This is a genomic window from Pseudomonas sp. IT-P2, from assembly GCF_949767575.1.
In the GTDB taxonomy this organism is placed as follows: Bacteria; Pseudomonadota; Gammaproteobacteria; order Pseudomonadales; family Pseudomonadaceae; genus Aquipseudomonas; species Aquipseudomonas pharyngis.
In genome coordinates, this window is the sequence record NZ_CATKQA010000044.1 from 159,283 (window position 1) to 175,979 (window position 16,697).

At 61.9% G+C, this 16,697-nt stretch carries 13 protein-coding genes; 5 read left to right on the forward strand and 8 right to left on the reverse strand.

What is annotated here, in order from left to right; translation table 11 throughout:
• Window positions 1-6 precede the first annotated feature (6 nt).
• On the reverse strand, window positions 7-1,350 hold the full coding sequence (locus ACM6JM_RS20090) for an OprD family porin (RefSeq protein ID WP_039765378.1): 1,344 nt from the start codon (window positions 1,348-1,350) through the stop codon (window positions 7-9).
• A 365-nt stretch (window positions 1,351-1,715) separates the two neighbouring features.
• On the opposite strand from ACM6JM_RS20090, the gene tauA reads away from it, so the two are divergent.
• Window positions 1,716-2,705 (forward strand): taurine ABC transporter substrate-binding protein, encoded by a 990-nt coding sequence (gene tauA, locus ACM6JM_RS20095; protein WP_414882395.1) that lies wholly within the window; start codon window positions 1,716-1,718, stop codon window positions 2,703-2,705.
• 39 nt (window positions 2,706-2,744) lie between these two features.
• Here the strand turns inward: tauA and argA are convergent, their stop codons facing one another.
• Entirely contained in the window at window positions 2,745-4,043 is a 1,299-nt protein-coding gene (gene argA / locus ACM6JM_RS20100; protein WP_007951778.1) for an amino-acid N-acetyltransferase, read from the reverse strand.
• Window positions 4,044-4,178: 135 nt separating this feature from the next.
• Window positions 4,179-5,327, reverse strand: coding sequence for an acetylornithine deacetylase (argE, locus tag ACM6JM_RS20105; protein ID WP_085667367.1), 1,149 nt, complete (start codon window positions 5,325-5,327; stop codon window positions 4,179-4,181).
• A gap of 156 nt (window positions 5,328-5,483) precedes the next feature.
• On the opposite strand from argE, the gene ACM6JM_RS20110 reads away from it, so the two are divergent.
• Window positions 5,484-6,854 carry an inorganic triphosphatase gene (locus tag ACM6JM_RS20110; protein ID WP_007951783.1) on the forward strand — a complete coding sequence of 457 codons (1,371 nt, stop codon included), beginning with the start codon at window positions 5,484-5,486 and terminating at the stop codon, window positions 6,852-6,854.
• Window positions 6,855-7,012: 158 nt separating this feature from the next.
• Here ACM6JM_RS20110 and ACM6JM_RS20115 read toward each other — a convergent pair whose 3' ends face one another.
• Complete coding sequence (locus ACM6JM_RS20115; RefSeq protein WP_007951785.1) at window positions 7,013-7,483, reverse strand: Lrp/AsnC family transcriptional regulator; 471 nt, start codon at window positions 7,481-7,483, stop codon at window positions 7,013-7,015.
• Between the two features lie 126 nt (window positions 7,484-7,609).
• Between ACM6JM_RS20115 and ACM6JM_RS20120 the strand changes: the two genes are divergently transcribed.
• From ACM6JM_RS20120 to ACM6JM_RS20130, 3 genes are all read left to right on the forward strand, one after another.
• Window positions 7,610-7,948: a hypothetical protein gene (locus ACM6JM_RS20120; RefSeq protein ID WP_039765371.1), complete on the forward strand. Its 339-nt coding sequence runs from the start codon at window positions 7,610-7,612 to the stop codon at window positions 7,946-7,948.
• 90 nt (window positions 7,949-8,038) lie between these two features.
• Window positions 8,039-9,823, forward strand: a complete 1,785-nt coding sequence (locus ACM6JM_RS20125) for a GspE/PulE family protein (RefSeq protein ID WP_414882396.1) — start codon at window positions 8,039-8,041, stop codon at window positions 9,821-9,823.
• A gap of 69 nt (window positions 9,824-9,892) precedes the next feature.
• Window positions 9,893-10,210, forward strand: coding sequence for a DUF2388 domain-containing protein (locus tag ACM6JM_RS20130; protein WP_007951791.1), 318 nt, complete (start codon window positions 9,893-9,895; stop codon window positions 10,208-10,210).
• 52 nt (window positions 10,211-10,262) lie between these two features.
• Here ACM6JM_RS20130 and gcvP read toward each other — a convergent pair whose 3' ends face one another.
• The 4 genes from gcvP to ACM6JM_RS20150 all read right to left on the reverse strand — a co-directional run bounded on the left by gcvP (window position 10,263) and on the right by ACM6JM_RS20150 (window position 16,560).
• Window positions 10,263-13,136 carry an aminomethyl-transferring glycine dehydrogenase gene (gene gcvP, locus ACM6JM_RS20135; RefSeq protein ID WP_414882397.1) on the reverse strand — a complete coding sequence of 958 codons (2,874 nt, stop codon included), beginning with the start codon at window positions 13,134-13,136 and terminating at the stop codon, window positions 10,263-10,265.
• A gap of 134 nt (window positions 13,137-13,270) precedes the next feature.
• A complete protein-coding gene (gene gcvH, locus ACM6JM_RS20140; protein ID WP_103385899.1) occupies window positions 13,271-13,654 on the reverse strand; it encodes a glycine cleavage system protein GcvH in 384 nt (127 codons plus the stop codon).
• Between the two features lie 49 nt (window positions 13,655-13,703).
• Window positions 13,704-14,786 (reverse strand): glycine cleavage system aminomethyltransferase GcvT, encoded by a 1,083-nt coding sequence (gcvT, locus tag ACM6JM_RS20145; RefSeq protein ID WP_414882398.1) that lies wholly within the window; start codon window positions 14,784-14,786, stop codon window positions 13,704-13,706.
• Between the two features lie 157 nt (window positions 14,787-14,943).
• The gene (locus ACM6JM_RS20150; protein WP_039765360.1) at window positions 14,944-16,560 is read right to left on the reverse strand and encodes an ABC transporter permease; all 1,617 of its coding nucleotides are present in this window, start codon (window positions 16,558-16,560) and stop codon (window positions 14,944-14,946) included.
• Window positions 16,561-16,697: the final 137 nt, after the last annotated feature.

Here is a 16,697-nt window from a genome sequence, read left to right on the forward strand (position 1 = left end):
GCGCTATTACAGCAGCGGGATCGAGTAGCTGACGATCAGGCGGTTTTCGTCCTGCGAACGGGTGTTCGGCAGGTCGGTGCGCCATACAGCGTTTTTCCACATCAGGCCGACGTTCTTGAACGGACCTTCCGGTACGACGTAACCGATGGTGAAGTCGCGTTCCCACTCGGAACGGTTCGAAGCGTTTTCGCGGCCGTTGGTGCCAACGGTGTCGATCGAATCGCCTTTCAGGTAAACCACACCAGCGGTCAGGCCAGGTACGCCGACTTTAGCGAAGTCATACGAGTAGCGGGCCTGCCAGGTTTTCTCGCCGGCACGACCGAACTTCTGGATCTGCATGTCGGTGATGGTGTAGTTCGACGAACCGTCGCCCTGGTTCAGCCAAGGGAAGTCGGAGCTGCCGTTGGAAACCTGGTAACCGCCACCGAAAGTGTGACCTTCAACGGTGTACAGGAACAGGCCGCTGTACAGGTTGTTGTCGACTTCGCCACGACCGGAACGGAAACCGGTGTAGTTGCCGCTGCTGTAGTAGGCCGGATCAGTGCCGTTCTTGCCGTCGTCGGAGCTGTTGAAGTAACGGAAGTCAGACTTCAAGACACCCGGGCCGATGGCCCAGTTGTGTACCAGACCCAGGAAGTGCTGCTTATAGAAGTCTTCCAGGTTGCCGTAGTAGTACTGGGCAGTCAGGTCTTTGGTGATCTTGTAGTCGCCACCGGCATAGATGAATTTGTTGCTGTCACGGAAGCCAGTGCCACGGGTGTTTGCACCGCCGATGGACAAGTTTTCGTTGTTGCTGGAGTTACGGCCTTTCACGGCTTCGATCTGACCACCGACCAGGGTCAGGTCCTTGATTTCGCCGGAAGTGATCTGACCGCCCTGCCAGGTTTGTGGCAGCAGACGACCGTCGTTGGTCACGATCACCGGGTTTTTCGGCTGCAGGGTGCCCAGCTTCAGTTCGGTCTGGGAGATCTTGGCTTTGGCAGTCAGACCCAGGCTGGAGAAGTTGTCCACTGCTTTGCCGTTGGACTCGCTCGGGAACACAGTGCCGCCGTAAGCGGTGCCGCTGTTGCCGTTGGTGCCGCCGCCCGAATCCAGACGCACGCCCAGCAGGCCGATGGCATCAATACCGAAGCCTACGGTGCCTTGGGTGTAGCCGGAGATGAAACGCAGATCGAAGCCTTGGCCCCACTCTTCGTTCTTGTTGGCACCAGCGCCATCGCGGTTGTCAGTGTTGATGTAGAAGTTACGCAGACCCAGAGTGGCCTTGCTGTCTTCGATGAAACCGGCGGCGCCTGCCTGCTGCGCCAAAACCCCTACGGCCACGGCCAGGGCCAAGGTGGACTTGTTCATGTTTCGCTCCTCTCGTTTCTAATTCTTGTGTTCCTGGTCCGGGGTCTGATGCCCCTGGATCCTAAGATGCGCGATTAGCGCCAGACCGTGACTGACAAGTCAATCGTAACCTTGTATGTCTACGACCAAGGTCTAATCGCAGTGATTTGGTCCCTGCAGGGTAAAGACTTCCTGATAAACCCAAAAAGAATTTATTCATTCTTTTTCATACCATTCGGCTATATGGCCAGCCAATTGCCATCTGCACCGGGATACAGCGTATCGGCGACTAAGCTCATTACTAAATGGTATTTGTTAGCCTTTTTTTAGATCGATTAGCTTTGACGCAACCCCGATTCGTCAAACCCTATCGAAAAGGCGACGCCATGATGGCCAAACGCGCACTATCTAGTCAATTTGTTACAGTTTGTGTGTCGGCGCTGATTTCTTTTTCAGCCCATGCCGCCAACCTCACCGTGGGCTACCAGACCGGTATCGACCCAAGCAAAGTCCCCCAGGCCGACGGCGTGTACGAGAAGGCCATCGGCGAGAAAATCGACTGGCGTCGGTTCAACAGCGGCCCGGAAGTTGTGACAGCCATCGCCTCCGGCGATGTGCAGATCGGCAACCTTGGCTCGAGCCCGCTGGCGGCCGCCGCTTCGCGCAATCTGCCGATCGTGGCCTTTATCGTCTCGGCGCAGATCAATGCCGCCGAAGCGCTGGTGGTGCGCAACGGCAGCGGTATCAACAAGCCCGAAGACCTGATCGGCAAGACCATCGCCACCCCGTTCGTTTCCACCTCCCACTACAGCCTGCTCGGCGCGCTCAAGCACTGGGGCCTGGACACTTCGAAAGTCAAAGTGGTGAACCTGCAACCCGCAGAAATCGCGGCGGCCTGGAAACGTGGCGACATCGACGGCGCCTTTGTCTGGTCGCCGGCGCTGGGTGAAATCCGCAAAACCGGCAAGACCCTGACCGATGCCGCGCAGGTCGGCCAGTGGGGCGCGCCGACCTTTGAAGTCTGGGTAGCGCGCAAGGACTTTGCCGAGAAGCATCCTGAAGCCGTGGCCAAATTCGCCAAGGTGACTCTGGACTCGTTCGCTGATTACGCCGCCCATAAAGACAGCTGGACAGCCGATTCCGTACCTGTACAGAAAATCGCCAAACTGACCGGTGCCAATCCTGCCGACGTTCCGGAATTGCTCGCGGGCTCGGCGTTCCCGGACGCCAAGGCGCAACAGACCACGGCGCTGCTGGACGGCGGCACGGCGAAGGCGATTGGTGAGACGGCGAAGTTTTTGAAGGAGCAGGGCAAGGTCGAAAGCGTTCTGCCTGACTACTCGGCTTATGTCAGTGCGAAGTTTGTAGCGGAGTAAAACAATTGCCCCCACGCATCCTGTGGGGGCAATCGCATCTCACAGAGACTTCTCGAAGATCTTCGAATTGCGCTGATAGTTATAAAGAGAAGCCCGAGCCGCCGGCAGACGTTCGACGCTGCTTGGTTCGAAGCCACGCTCGCGGAACCAGTGGGCGGTGCGGGTGGTGAGAACGAACAGGGTTTTCAGGCCTTGCGCCCGGGCACGGGTCTCGATGCGCTCGAGCAGTTCGTCGCCGCGACCGCCATGGCGATACTCAGGATTCACCGCCAGGCACGCCAGCTCGCCGGCATCCGAATCGGCAATCTGATACAGCGCCGCACAGGCGATGATCATCCCTTCACGCTCGACCACGCTGAACTGCTCGATCTCGCGCTCCAGCACTTCGCGCGAGCGACGCACCAGAATCCCCTGCTCTTCCAGCGGGCTGATCAGATCGAGCAAGCCGCCGACGTCTTCAATCGCCGCCTCGCGTACCAGTTCGAATTGCTCCTGGGCCACCAGCGTACCGCCACCGTCACGGGTGAACAGTTCGGTCAGCAGCGCGCCGTCCTCGGCATAACTGACGATATGGCTGCGCGCCACGCCGCCACGACAGGCTTCGGCGGCGGCATCCAGCAGTTCCGCCTGATAGTTGCTGCCCAGACGCTGCAAATGCGCCGGCACTTGCTGCGGACGTAGCTCGCGCACCAGTTTGCCGTTTTCGTCGATCAGACCGAGGTCGGCACCGAACAGCAGCAGCTTGTCTGCGCCCAGATCGATGGCAGCGCGGGTCGCCACGTCTTCGCAGGCCAGGTTGAAGATTTCACCGGTCGGCGAATAACCCAGCGGCGACAGCAACACGATGGAGCGCTCGTCGAGCAGGCGGTTGATGCCTTTGCGGTCGACCCGGCGCACTTCGCCGGTGTGGTGATAGTCGACACCTTCCAGCACGCCGATCGGCCGCGCCGTCACGAGGTTGCCGCTGGCCACCCGCAGGCGCGAGCCCTGCATCGGCGAGGAGGCCATGTCCATCGACAGCCGCGCTTCGATGGCGATACGCAACTGGCCGACCGCGTCGATCACGCACTCCAGCGTCGCGGCATCGGTGATGCGCATGCCGTGGTGGTAATGCGGGGTCAGCCCGCGTGCGGCGAGGCGAGTTTCGATCTGTGGACGGGAACCGTGAACCAGCACCAGCCGCACGCCGAGGCTGTGCAGCAATACGATGTCATGGACGATGTTGCCGAAATTCGGATGCTCCACGCCGTCGCCCGGAAGCATGACAACGAAGGTGCAATCGCGGTGAGCATTGATATAAGGAGACGCGTGGCGAAGCCAATTGACGTATTCGGGCATGAACCTGGGCCTGTAATAAATAGCAGCCGGAAAAAGGGCAGAACGGAAAACGCACAGCGGGCTGATGGTTATCGTCGGAACAGGCTTGGCGACACGCGCGCTCTCCTCATGAATACGGGTGGGTGTTTGGGCAATTTATACAGCTTTGAGACAGTAATGTTCGATCAACTGCCGCAATAGATGCACGGTAGGCTGCAAACGTGACATTTCGAGGTACTCGCCCGGTTGGTGCGCACAGCCGATGTCGCCGGGGCCGAGTACGATGGTTTCGCAGCCAAGGCGCTGAAGATAAGGCGCTTCGGTGCCGAACGCTACCGCTTCGGCCTTGTGGCCGGTGAGTTTTTCGGCAATTCGCACCAGTTCCGCGTCTTCGGCCTGCTCGAACGGCGGCACTTCGGGAAACAGCGGCGCGTAATCGATCTTCACTTTATGCCGCTCGGCGACCGGGTTGAGTTTGCGCAGGATCTCGCTGCGCAAGACGTTCGGGTCCATCCCCGGCAACGGCCGCAGATCGAATTCCAGCGAACACTGGCCGCAGATGCGGTTCGGGTTGTCGCCCCCGTGGATACAGCCGAAGTTCATGGTGGGTTGCGGCACGCTGAACTGCGGGTTGTTGAATTCGCGCTGCCACAGCAGGCGCAGGCCGCGCAGTTCGCCGATGGCATCGTGCATCGCTTCGAGTGCACTGTGCCCCAGGCGCGGATCCGACGAATGGCCGCTCTGCCCGAGGATATCGATGCGCTCCATCATGATGCCCTTGTGCATGCGGATCGGCTTGAGCCCGGTCGGCTCGCCGATCACTGCCGCCCGGCCCAGCGGTCGCCCCGCTTCGGCCAGCGCACGGGCACCGGACATCGAGCTTTCTTCATCGCAGGTAGCGAGGATCAGCAGCGGCTGCTTGAACGATTGATCGAGCAGCGGTTGCACGGCTTCGATGATCAGGGCGAAGAAGCCCTTCATGTCGCAACTGCCGAGGCCGACCCAGCGGCCGTCGACTTCGGTGAGTTTCAGCGGGTCGGTTTTCCACAGCGCATCGTCGTACGGCACCGTGTCGCTGTGTCCGGCCAGCACCAGCCCGCCGGGGCCGCTGCCGAAACTGGCGAGCAGATTGAATTTGCCGGGGTTGACCTGCTGGATGTCGCAGCTGAAACCCAGGTCGCCGAGCCAGCCCGCGAGCAGATCGATCACCGCCCGGTTGGACTGGTCGAGGCCCGGCTGGGTGCAACTGACCGACGGCGCGGCGATCAGTGCAGCGAACTGGTCTTGCATGGACGGCAAAGGCATCGCTGACTCCAACTCCCGAATTGAGGTTCATCATAGAACCATCCGGCGCCGAGAATAAACCGCCGCAAAGCGTAGGAAGGTTCAGTCCTGTACACTGCACGGCCTTGGCAGCCACACATTCCCCCGGCTGCGCTCCCGATCCTGGATTTTCCGGCCATGCAGAAAGAAACCGAAATCAAACTCCGCGTCAGCCGCGAAACCCTCGCCGCCCTGCGCGAGCACCCTCTCCTGAAAAAACGCAACAAAAGTGGCTGGGAACGCCGTGAGTTGATGAATCAGTACTTCGACACGCCTGAGCGTGACCTGGCCCGGGCCAAGGTTGCCCTGCGCCTGCGCAAGGACGGCGAAGAGGTGATTCAGACCCTCAAGACCCGTGGCCAGAGCGTCGCCGGCCTGTCCGAGCGTAACGAGTACGACTGGAACCTGCCCAAAGCCAAGCTCGACGTGAAAAAACTCGACGGTGAATGCTGGCCCGAGTCCCTCGCCGAGCTGGACAAGAAAACCCTGAAGCCGATCTTCACCACCGATTTCGTCCGCGAGCGTGCCGAAATCGCCTGGGGCCGTGGCAAGACCAAAGTGGTCATCGAAGCCGCGCTGGACCTGGGCCACGTGGTAGTCGGCAAACAGAAAGAAGAAATCTGCGAGCTGGAACTGGAGCTGCGCGAAGGCGAGCCTGCCGCGCTGCTGGAACTGGCCGCCGAACTGGCCGAAACCCTGGCCCTGATGCCGTGCGACATCAGCAAGGCCGAGCGCGGCTATCGCCTGTACGACGCCAACAGCTACTCGCTGAGCCTGCCGGCGCCGGCCATTACCGCTGAAACCCCGCTGGACGACGCCTTCGCCGCCCTGGCCTGGCACTTGCTCGGCAGCAGCCAGCGTCTGGCCGAACAGTATCGCTTCAACGGCCACTGGCGCCTGCTGCAGGACTGGGTCGAGAACCTCGCGGAAATGCGCGCCCTGCTGAGCAGCCTCGGCCAGGCCGCACCGCGTCCGTCGACCCACGACTTGCGCGTTGCCCTCGATGCCCTGCTGGAAGACTGGCGTCCGCTGGTGCAGGTCGGCATCGAAGACGAAGACGTGCGCAAGGCCGCGCCGGAGCAGTTCCTCGAAGAACTGGAAGACCCGCGCTGGGGCCTGTTCTCGCTGAACGCTTCGCGCTGGTTGCTGGCCCGTACCTGGACGGCTGACCGCAACACCCGTGGCAATCGTCAGGGTGCCGCGCAGTTGCAAAGCTGGCTGCCGCGCCTGCTGGGCGAAGAAGCCACTTCGCTGCAACTGCAGCGTTATCAGCAGCAGCCGGAAGATCTGGCCGAGCAATTGCCGCGCATCGAACGCATCCAGGTCTGGCTGCACCACGCGCGCAACGTGCTGGAGATCCCGGAAATGGATCGCCTGTACGGCGAGCTGAACAAACTCGCGCAACTGGCCAACGAACCGACCATCACCGACGAACTGCTCGATGCACGCAAGCATCAGGCGATTGCGGTTTACCAGAACCGTGCCTGGAAAATGCTGCTGCGCATGTAACACCGCCATTGCCAGCAGACTGTGATCGTTCCCACGTCGAGGCGTCGAACCGTCTGCGTGGGGAATGCAGCCCGGGACGCTCCGCGTCCCAAAGCGGACGCAGAGCGTCCATTGAGGCATTCCCACGCGGAGCGTGGGAACGATCATCCCCCGCGTGATCAGCGCAGTACCGGCAAACTCGTCGTCGACTTGATCTCCGACAACGCCACAATCGAGTTCACTTCCTGAATCCCCGGCACCAGTGACAGCTTCTCGAAAAAGAACCGCTCATACGCCTCGATGTCCGCCGCGACAATCCGCAACAGAAAATCCACCGCCCCCATCAGCACGTAACACTCCAGCACTTCGGGAAAGCCGCGAATCGCCTCGGTGAACTCAGTGAAGTTCGAACGGCCGTGGGCGTTGAGTTTGATCTCGGCGAAGATCTGCGTGTTCAGGCCGATCTTCTTGCGATCAAGCAATGTCACCTGACCACGAATGATCCCCTCCTCCTTCATCCGCTGAATCCGCCGCCAGCACGGCGACTGCGAAAGGCCCACCTGTTCGGCGATCTGTGCGCTGGACAAGGAAGCGTCCTCTTGCAGCAGGGCGAGAATGCGCCGGTCGTAGCTGTCCAGCTCGCTGTGCATAAATAATCCTCAAATTCAGCCAAACTCGAATTGATCCACCCGATCAATAACGTAATCGGCTCATCTTAGACAAGAAATGCCCGGCATCGAATGTAAAAATTCCTCCACTGATTCCGGAGACCTGCCATGCCACACCTCGAAGCCGTCAACACCCCTGCGCCCCGTGCCGATGTGTGGAACGCCAGCAACGCCCATTGCCTTGCGCAATACCAGATCCTGGCCGAGGCCGAGCCGGATTTGCTGGTGCGGGTGCTGAACCTGTTCGCCTTGCAGTGCCTCACCCCGGAACAGCTCAATGTCCAGCGGCTGGACGACTTGCTGTCGATCGACATCGTCATGAGCGGCCTGAGCTGGCACCGCGCCCAGGTGATCGCGGAAAAACTTCGTAACCTGATCAGCGTCTGCTCGGTGAACCTGCAAAATCCCGACGCGGCGTGGGATGCACCGGCGCAGGCGGCCGGCTGACAAGAACCGAAACGTCTTCGTCGGGTAGTGGCCCAACGGTCGGTGGGGCCACGACTATCCTTTGCGCACTGTCGTTCAAAAGGAGCCCGCATGTCCGTTCAACTCGCCACTCAGGACCGCTGGCTGGATCTCAATGAGGTACTGCGTGAACTGGTCGCCCAGGGTTTCATCAGCCAGGACTCGGCCGAGCAGGCGCTGAATGCCCGGCGCCGGCATGCCGCCCACGGCCAGAAGCACCCGCTGGAATTCATCGCCAGCCAGCAACTGGACGACCTCAGCCGTCCGGGCAAACACCTCGACCTGGAAAGCCTGACCCTGTGGCTGGCGCAGCAGGCCGGCCAGCCGTACCTGCGAATCGATCCGCTGAAGATCAACGTCGCCGCCATCACGCCGCTGATGTCCTATGCCTTCGCCCAGCGCCACAAGATCCTCGCGGTATCGGTCGACCGAGACGCGGTGACCGTGGCCAGCGCTCAGCCCTATGTCAGCGGCTGGGAGGCGGATCTGACTCACGTCCTCAAATTGCCGATCAAGCGAGTGGTGGCCAACCCGGCGGACATTCAGCGTTTCAGCGTCGAGTTCTTCCGCCTCGCCAAATCGGTCAGCGGCGCCAGCAATGCCGATGCGCAGGGCGGCAACCTCGGCAACTTCGAGCAACTGCTCAACCTCGGCGCCAGCGATCAGGAGCCGGACGCCAACGATGCGCACATCGTCAACATCGTCGACTGGCTGTTCCAGTACGCCTTCCAGCAACGGGCCAGCGATATCCACATCGAACCCCGGCGCGAACAAGGCACGGTGCGTTTTCGCATCGACGGCGTGCTGCACAACGTCTATCAATTTCCGCCGCAGGTAACGATGGCCATCGTCAGCCGCCTGAAAAGCCTTGGCCGGATGAACGTCGCCGAGAAACGCAAACCCCAGGACGGCCGGGTCAAGACCAAGACTCCGGACGGCGGTGAAGTCGAGTTGCGGCTGTCGACCCTGCCCACCGCGTTCGGCGAAAAAATGGTCATGCGAATCTTCGACCCGGAGGTGCTGCTCAAGGATTTCGATCAACTTGGCTTTTCCGCCGACGACCTGCGCCGCTGGCAGGACATGACCCGCCAGCCCAACGGCATCATCCTGGTCACCGGCCCGACCGGTTCCGGAAAGACCACCACGCTGTACACCACGCTGAAAAAACTGGCGACCCCGAAGGTCAACCTCTGCACCATCGAAGACCCGATCGAGATGGTCGAGCCGGCCTTCAACCAGATGCAGGTCCAGCACAACATCGACCTGACCTTCGCCGCCGGTGTGCGCGCGCTGATGCGGCAGGACCCGGACATCATCATGATCGGCGAGATCCGTGACCTGGAAACCGCCGAAATGGCGATCCAGGCGGCGCTGACCGGGCACCTGGTGCTCTCGACCCTGCACACCAACGACGCGCCGAGCGCCATCAGCCGTCTGCTGGAACTCGGCGTGCCGCATTACCTGATCAAGGCCACCGTGCTCGGTGTGATGGCGCAACGACTGGTGCGAACCCTGTGCCCGCACTGCAAGGCGCCGCTGACTCTTGATGAAGAAGACTGGCAAACCCTGACCCGGCCGTGGCAGGCGCCGCTGCCGGGCAATGCGCAACGGGCCATCGGTTGCCTGGAGTGTCGCGACACCGGTTATCACGGGCGCGCCGGGGTCTACGAAATCATGCAACTGAGCGACAGCCTCAAGGCCTTGATCAGCCCCGACACCGATCTCACCGCGATCCGTCGGCAGGCGTTCAAGGAAGGCATGCGCAGCCTGCGATTGTCCGGCGCGCAGAAAGTCGCGGCGGGGCTGACAACTCTTGAAGAAGTATTGCGGGTGACACCACAGAGCGAGCAGAAATAGCCGCTCACGGAACCGGATCGGGGAAACGGCGATCCAAGCGGTTATTCAACACCAGTGGAGTCACCCAACATGCGTCTCAAACTTGCTGTCGCCACCCTCGCCTTGCTGTCCCTCCCTGTTGGTTCAGCGATGGCCGACAGCTTTTGGCGTAACGTCATTTCGTCCGGTGCCACCACCGGCTCGACCTACCTGACCTTCAAGGATCACAAACTGATCGTTGCCGCCCAGGACGACGCGGGCAGCTTCGTCGCCAGCGACGGCGGTATCCGTGGCCCGTACCTGGAAGCGGCGATGCAGAAAGTCCGCGCCGACAACCCGGGCCTGCAGGCCACCGATATGGAACTGGCGAACGCGATCCTGGCGAAGAATGCCGTGGCGTCGGAATAAGAGGCTCAAAAAAAATGCCGCTCTACATGAGCGGCATTTTTTTGCCCGCTGATCAGCGGTAATCGTCCACCGGCACGCAAGCGCAGAACAGGTTGCGGTCGCCGTAGACGTTATCGACCCGGTTCACTGCCGGCCAATACTTGTGCGCCTTGGTGTGTGCATCCGGCGTGATGCCCTGCTCGATGCTGTACGGCCGCTCCCACACGCCGGTGATATCGGCCAGGGTATGCGGCGCCCGTTTGAGCGGGTTGTCCTCGGCCGGCCAGTTGCCGTTCTGCACCTCGGTGATTTCTGCGCGGATGCTCAGCATCGCGCCGATGAAGCGATCCAGTTCGGCCTTGGACTCGCTCTCGGTCGGCTCGACCATCAAGGTGCCTGGCACCGGGAATGACATGGTCGGCGCGTGGAAGCCGTAATCCATCAGGCGTTTGGCGACGTCTTCTTCGCTGATGCCGGTCTGCGCTTTCAGCGGCCGCAGATCCAGAATGCATTCGTGGGCGACTCGCTCGTTGCGGCCGGTGTACAGAACGGGGAAAGCACCGGATAGATGCTGCGCCAGATAATTGGCCGCGAGGATCGCCACCTCGCTGGCATCCGCCAGTTGCGGCCCCATCATCGCGATGTACATCCAGCTGATCGGCAGAATGCTCGCACTGCCCCACGGCGCGGCACTGACCGCTCCGTTCTGCGGTTGCGGCCCGTCGATCGGCACCACCGGATGGTTGGCAACGAACGGCGCCAGATGCGCACGCACACCAATCGGCCCCATGCCCGGCCCGCCTCCGCCGTGGGGTATGCAGAAGGTCTTGTGCAGGTTCATGTGTGACACGTCGGCGCCAATGTCCGCCGGCCGCGCCAACCCGACCTGGGCATTGAGGTTGGCGCCGTCCATGTACACCTGGCCGCCGTGCTGGTGGATAACTTCGCAGATTTCGCTGATGCCTTCCTCGTACACACCATGAGTCGACGGGTAGGTCGCCATCAGGCACGACAGCTTGGCCCCGGCCTCGGACGCCTTGGCTTTCAAGTCCTCCAGATCGACGTTGCCGGCGTCGTCACACTCGACAATCACCACGCGCATCCCGGCCATCTGCGCCGAGGCCGGGTTGGTGCCGTGGGCCGAAGAAGGAATCAGGCAGATGTCGCGCCCACCCTGCTGGCGGCTCTCGTGATATTTGCGGATCGCCAGCAACCCGGCGTACTCGCCCTGGGCGCCGGAGTTGGGCTGCATGCAGATCGCATCGAACCCGGTGATAGCGCACAGCCAGCGCTCCAGCTCTTCGATCATCAGCGTGTAACCAACGGCCTGCTCCCGGGGCACGAACGGGTGCAGGTTGGCGAATTGCGGCCAGGTGATCGGGATCATCTCGCTGGTGGCGTTGAGTTTCATGGTGCAGGAGCCCAGCGGAATCATCGACTGGTTAAGCGCCAGATCCTTGTTCTCCAGTTGCTTGAGGTAGCGCAGCATCTCGGTTTCGCTGTGGTGGGCGTTGAACACCGGATGACGCAGGTACGGCGTGCTGCGTTGCAGCGCGTCGGGAATGCCGGAGGTCAGCGTTTCAGCGTCGAGATCAGCGACGTTCAACCCGTGATCGGCGCCCAGCAGCACATCGAACAGTCTGGCCACGGTGCTTTCATCACAGGTCTCGTCAAGGCTCAGACCCAGTCGGCCACGACCGAGGATGCGCAGGTTGATCTGCGCGGCCCGGGCGCTTTCGATGATCGCGGTTTGCGCCCCGCCCACGTCCAGCGTCAGCGTGTCGAAGAAGTGTTGGTTGAGGCGCTGGATGCCATGGCGTTCGAGCCCGGCGGCGAGAATGCAGGTCAGCCGGTGCACGCGCTGGGCGATTCGTTTCAGTCCTTCCGGGCCGTGATAGACCGCATAGAAACTGGCGATGTTGGCCAACAGGACCTGGGCAGTGCAGATGTTCGAATTGGCCTTCTCCCGACGAATATGCTGCTCGCGGGTTTGCAGGGCCATGCGCAGCGCGACGTTGCCGCGAGCATCTTTCGACACGCCGATGATCCGCCCGGGAATCGCTCGTTTGTATTCCTCGCGACTGGCGAAAAACGCCGCGTGCGGGCCGCCGTAACCCATCGGCACGCCGAAGCGCTGGGATGAGCCGAACACCACGTCGGCACCCAGTTCGCCCGGCGGGGTCAGCAGCAACAGACTCAACAGGTCGGTCGCCACGCAGGCCAGCGCCTGCTGCGCGTGCAGGTGATCGATCAAGGGTCGCAGGTCACGGATCTCGCCGTGGGTGTCGGGGTATTGCAGCAGCGCGCCGAATACCTGGTGCTGCTTCAAGTTATCCACAGCGTCGACGATCAACTCGAAGCCGAAGCCTTCGGCGCGGGTCTGCACCACGGAAATGGTTTGTGGATGACAGTTTTCGTCGACGAAGAACAGATTGCTCTTCGACTTCGCCACGCGCTTGGCCAGGGCCATGGCTTCCGCGGCGGCGGTGGCTTCATCGAGCAGCGAAGCGTTGGCCAGTTCAAGGCCGGTGAGGTCAATGGTCAATTGCTGAAAGTTGAGCAACGCTTCGAGCCGGCCCTGAGCGATTTCCGGCTGGTAAGGCGTGTAGGCGGTGTACCAGCCGGGATTTTCCAGCACGTTGCGCAGGATGACGGTCGGCGTCAGGGTGCCGTGGTAGCCCATGCCGATCAGGCTGGTCCAGACCTGGTTCTGTTCGGCATAACCACGCAGTTTGGCCAGCGCTGCCTGCTCGTCCAGCGCCGGCGGCAGGTCCAGCTCGCGGTTGAGGCGAATGCCCGGCGGCACGGTCTGTTCGATCAGTTCGACCCGGCTGCCGAGGCCGAGGCTGTCGAGCATCGCCTGCTGCTCGGCGGCATCGGGGCCGAGGTGGCGGCGCGGAAAGGCATGGGGATCGCGTAACTGGCTCAGGGATGGCAACTGGGACATGACGGGCTCTCTCTTGGCTGGCGGCTCAGCGTCAATGCAACACGGTCAAACCAGCATAGCAGCCACCCCGAAAGCCAAAGTCCCGGGCAGAAAAAAGCCCCGACGGGTCGGGGCTTTGGGGGCTGGCGTGCAGCTTATTCGCCGATGGCAGCCTTGTAGCCGGCAGCGTCAAGCAGCTTGTCCAGCTCGGCCTTGTCGCTTGGCTTGAGCTTGAAGATCCACGCGGCGTACGGATCGTTGTTCAGTTCTTCCGGCGAACCGGCCAGGTCTTCGTTGACGGCAATCACTTCGCCACCGACCGGGGAGTAGATGTCGGAAGCGGCCTTGACCGACTCGACGACACCGGCGGTATCACCGGCGGCGAACACCTTGCCCACTTCTGCCAGCTCGACAAACACCACATCACCCAACGCTTCCTGGGCGTGATCGCTGATGCCCACGGTGACGGTGCCGTCGGCTTCCAGGCGCGCCCATTCATGACTTTCGGCAAAACGCAGTTCAGCTGGGATGTTGCTCATGCTCGGTGTCCTCAAGAAATTGTCAGCGGTCGTGCCCGCCGGAAAAGGTTTAGATCAGGGTTTTACCATGGCGTACGAAGGTCGGTTTGACCACGCGTACCGGATACCACTTGCCACGGATTTCCACTTCGGCGCGGTCGGCAGTCGCCATCGGTACACGCGCCAGGGCAATCGACTTGCTAAGCGTAGGAGAGAAACTACCACTGGTGATCTCCCCTTCGCCAACATCAGCGATACGAACCACCTGATGAGCCCGCAAAACCCCGCGTTCCTCAAGCACCAGGCCGACCAGTTTGTGCTGCACACCGGCGGCTTTTTCCGCTTCCAGCGCATCGCGACCGATGAACCGGCGCGTGGTCGGCTCCCAGGCGATGCTCCAGGCCATGTTCGAGGCCAGTGGCGAAACGTCCTGGTGGATGTCCTGACCGTAAAGGTTCATGCCGGCTTCGACCCGCAGCGTGTCGCGAGCGCCGAGGCCAATGGGGGAAATACCGGCGCCCACCAGATCGTTAAAAAATCCGGGGGCCTGATCGGCCGGCAGGGCAATTTCCAAACCGTCCTCACCGGTGTAGCCGGTGCGCGCAATGAACCAGTCGCCGTCGACGTGGCCCTCGAAAGGCTTGAGCATCTGGATCAGGTTGGCGCGGGACTGGCTCACCAGTTCGGCAATCCTGTGCCGGGCATGGGGCCCTTGAATGGCGAGCATCGCCAGCTCGGAGCGTTCGGTCATCTGAACATCGAAGCTGCCCAACTGTGCCTGCATCCAGGCCAGATCCTGATCGCGAGTGGAGGCGTTGACCACCAGACGATAACCGTCTTCGAGGCGGTAAACGATCATGTCGTCGACGATGCCGCCGCGCTCGTTGAGCATGGTGCTGTACAACGCACGGCCGGGGCTGTGCAGGCGTTCGACGTCATTGGCCAGCAAATGCTGAAGCCAGGCCTTGGCCTGGGGGCCGGTGACATCGATCACGGTCATGTGGGAAACATCGAACACCCCGCAATCGCGACGCACCTCGTGGTGCTCCTCGACCTGCGAGCCGTAATGCAGGGGCATGTCCCAACCGCCAAAATCGACCATCTTCGCGCCGAGGGCGAGATGCAGGTCATACAGAGGCGTACGCTGTCCCATGGGTTTCTCCTTCCGGGCGTGGCGAAGGTGCGGAGCGCTGCTGCACGGTTCGGAAAACCCTGTAAAAAAGGGCCTTCAGCCGATTTCAGCGACAGGGTCTGTCAGACGGACCGCACCGAATGCCGCGCATTGTAGCCGCATGATTCAGGACTGACGACTAAGTGTTTCGATGCGCCGAACGGCGAATAAGTCCGATGACCGGCAACAGACCGACCAGCACCAGGGTCAGCGCCGGCAACGACGCCCTTGCCCATTCGCCTTCGCTGGTCATTTCGAAGATCCGCACCGCCAGTGTGTCCCAGCCAAACGGGCGCATCAGCAGGGTGGCGGGCATTTCCTTGAGCACGTCGACGAACACCAGCAGCGCGGCGCTGAGCGTGCCGGGCAGCAGCAACGGCAGATACACTTTGAAAAACAGTCGCGGCCCACTGACACCCAGGCTACGTGCCGCTTCAGGCAAAGAAGGCCGTATACGCGCCAGACTGCTTTCCAGCGGCCCATAGGCCACGGCCACGAACCGCACCAGATACGCCAGCAGCAACGCCGCCAGACTGCCCAGCAGCAACGGCTTGCCCGCCCCGCCAAGCCAGCCGGACAGCGGAATCACCAGCTCCCGGTCCAGATAGCTGAACGCGAGCATGATCGACACCGCCAGCACCGAGCCCGGCAAGGCATAACCGAGATTGGCCAGACCGACTGCGGAGTTGATCGTCCGGGTCGGCGCCAGACGCCGGGCGAAGGCCAACAACATCGCCACGCTGACTGTGATCAACGCGGCCATGCCGCCCAGATACAGCGTATGGAGAATCAGCCCGGCGTAGCGCTCATCCAGGTCGAATCGCCCGCGCTGCCAGAACCACACCACCAGTTGCAGCACCGGAATGACAAATGCACAGGCGAACACCAGACCGCACCAACCGGTCGCCGCCCAGGCCTTGGGCCCGCGCAGGTGATACAGCGCCTTGACCCGTGGTCGCTCGTTGCTCGCCCGATTGGCGCCGCGCGCGCGACGTTCGCCGTACAGCACCAGCATCACCACCAGCAGCAACAGGCTGGCCAGTTGCGCAGCGCTGGGCAGACTGAAAAAGCCGTACCAGGTCTTGTAGATGGCAGTGGTGAAGGTGTCGAAGTTGAACACCGACACCGCACCGAAATCCGCCAGCGTTTCCATCAGTGCCAGCGCCACACCAGCACCGATGGCCGGCCGCGCCATCGGCAATGCGACACGCCAGAACGCTTGCCACGGTGACTGACCGAGCACTCGCGCCGCTTCCATCAGGCCCTTGCCCTGAGCCAGGAACGCAGTACGCGCCAATAGATAAACGTAGGGATAAAACACCAGCACCAGCACCAGAATCACGCCACCGGTGGAGCGCACTCGCGGCAGGCGCAGGCCGCTGCCGAACCATTCGCGCAGCAGGGTTTGCACGGGGCCTGCGAAGTCCAGCAGTCCGACGAAGACGAATGCCAGCACGTAGGCCGGGATGGCGAACGGCAGCATCAGCGCCCAGTCGAGCCAGCGGCGACCGGGGAATTCGCAGAGGCTGGTGAGCCAGGCGAGGCTTACGCCCAGCAGGGTTACGCCGATGCCTACGCCGAAGACCAGTGTCAGGGTGTTGCCCAGCAGGCGTGGCATCTGGGTTTCCCAGAGGTGCGACCAGATCTGGTGATCGATGGTTTGCCATGAGAGCAGGAGCACGCTGAGGGGGAGCAGCACCAATGCGGCGATGGCGAAGACGATGGGGTACCAGCGGCGTTGGGCGGGGTGGGCCAAGGAAACAGTCTCGTTCAAATGATTGTGCCCACGCTCTGCGTGGGCACACATTCTGTGACGCTCCGCGTCACGCTGTCGATGATGCGACGCAGAGCGCCGAGGGCTGCATTCCCACGCAGACGGTTCGACGTGGGAAC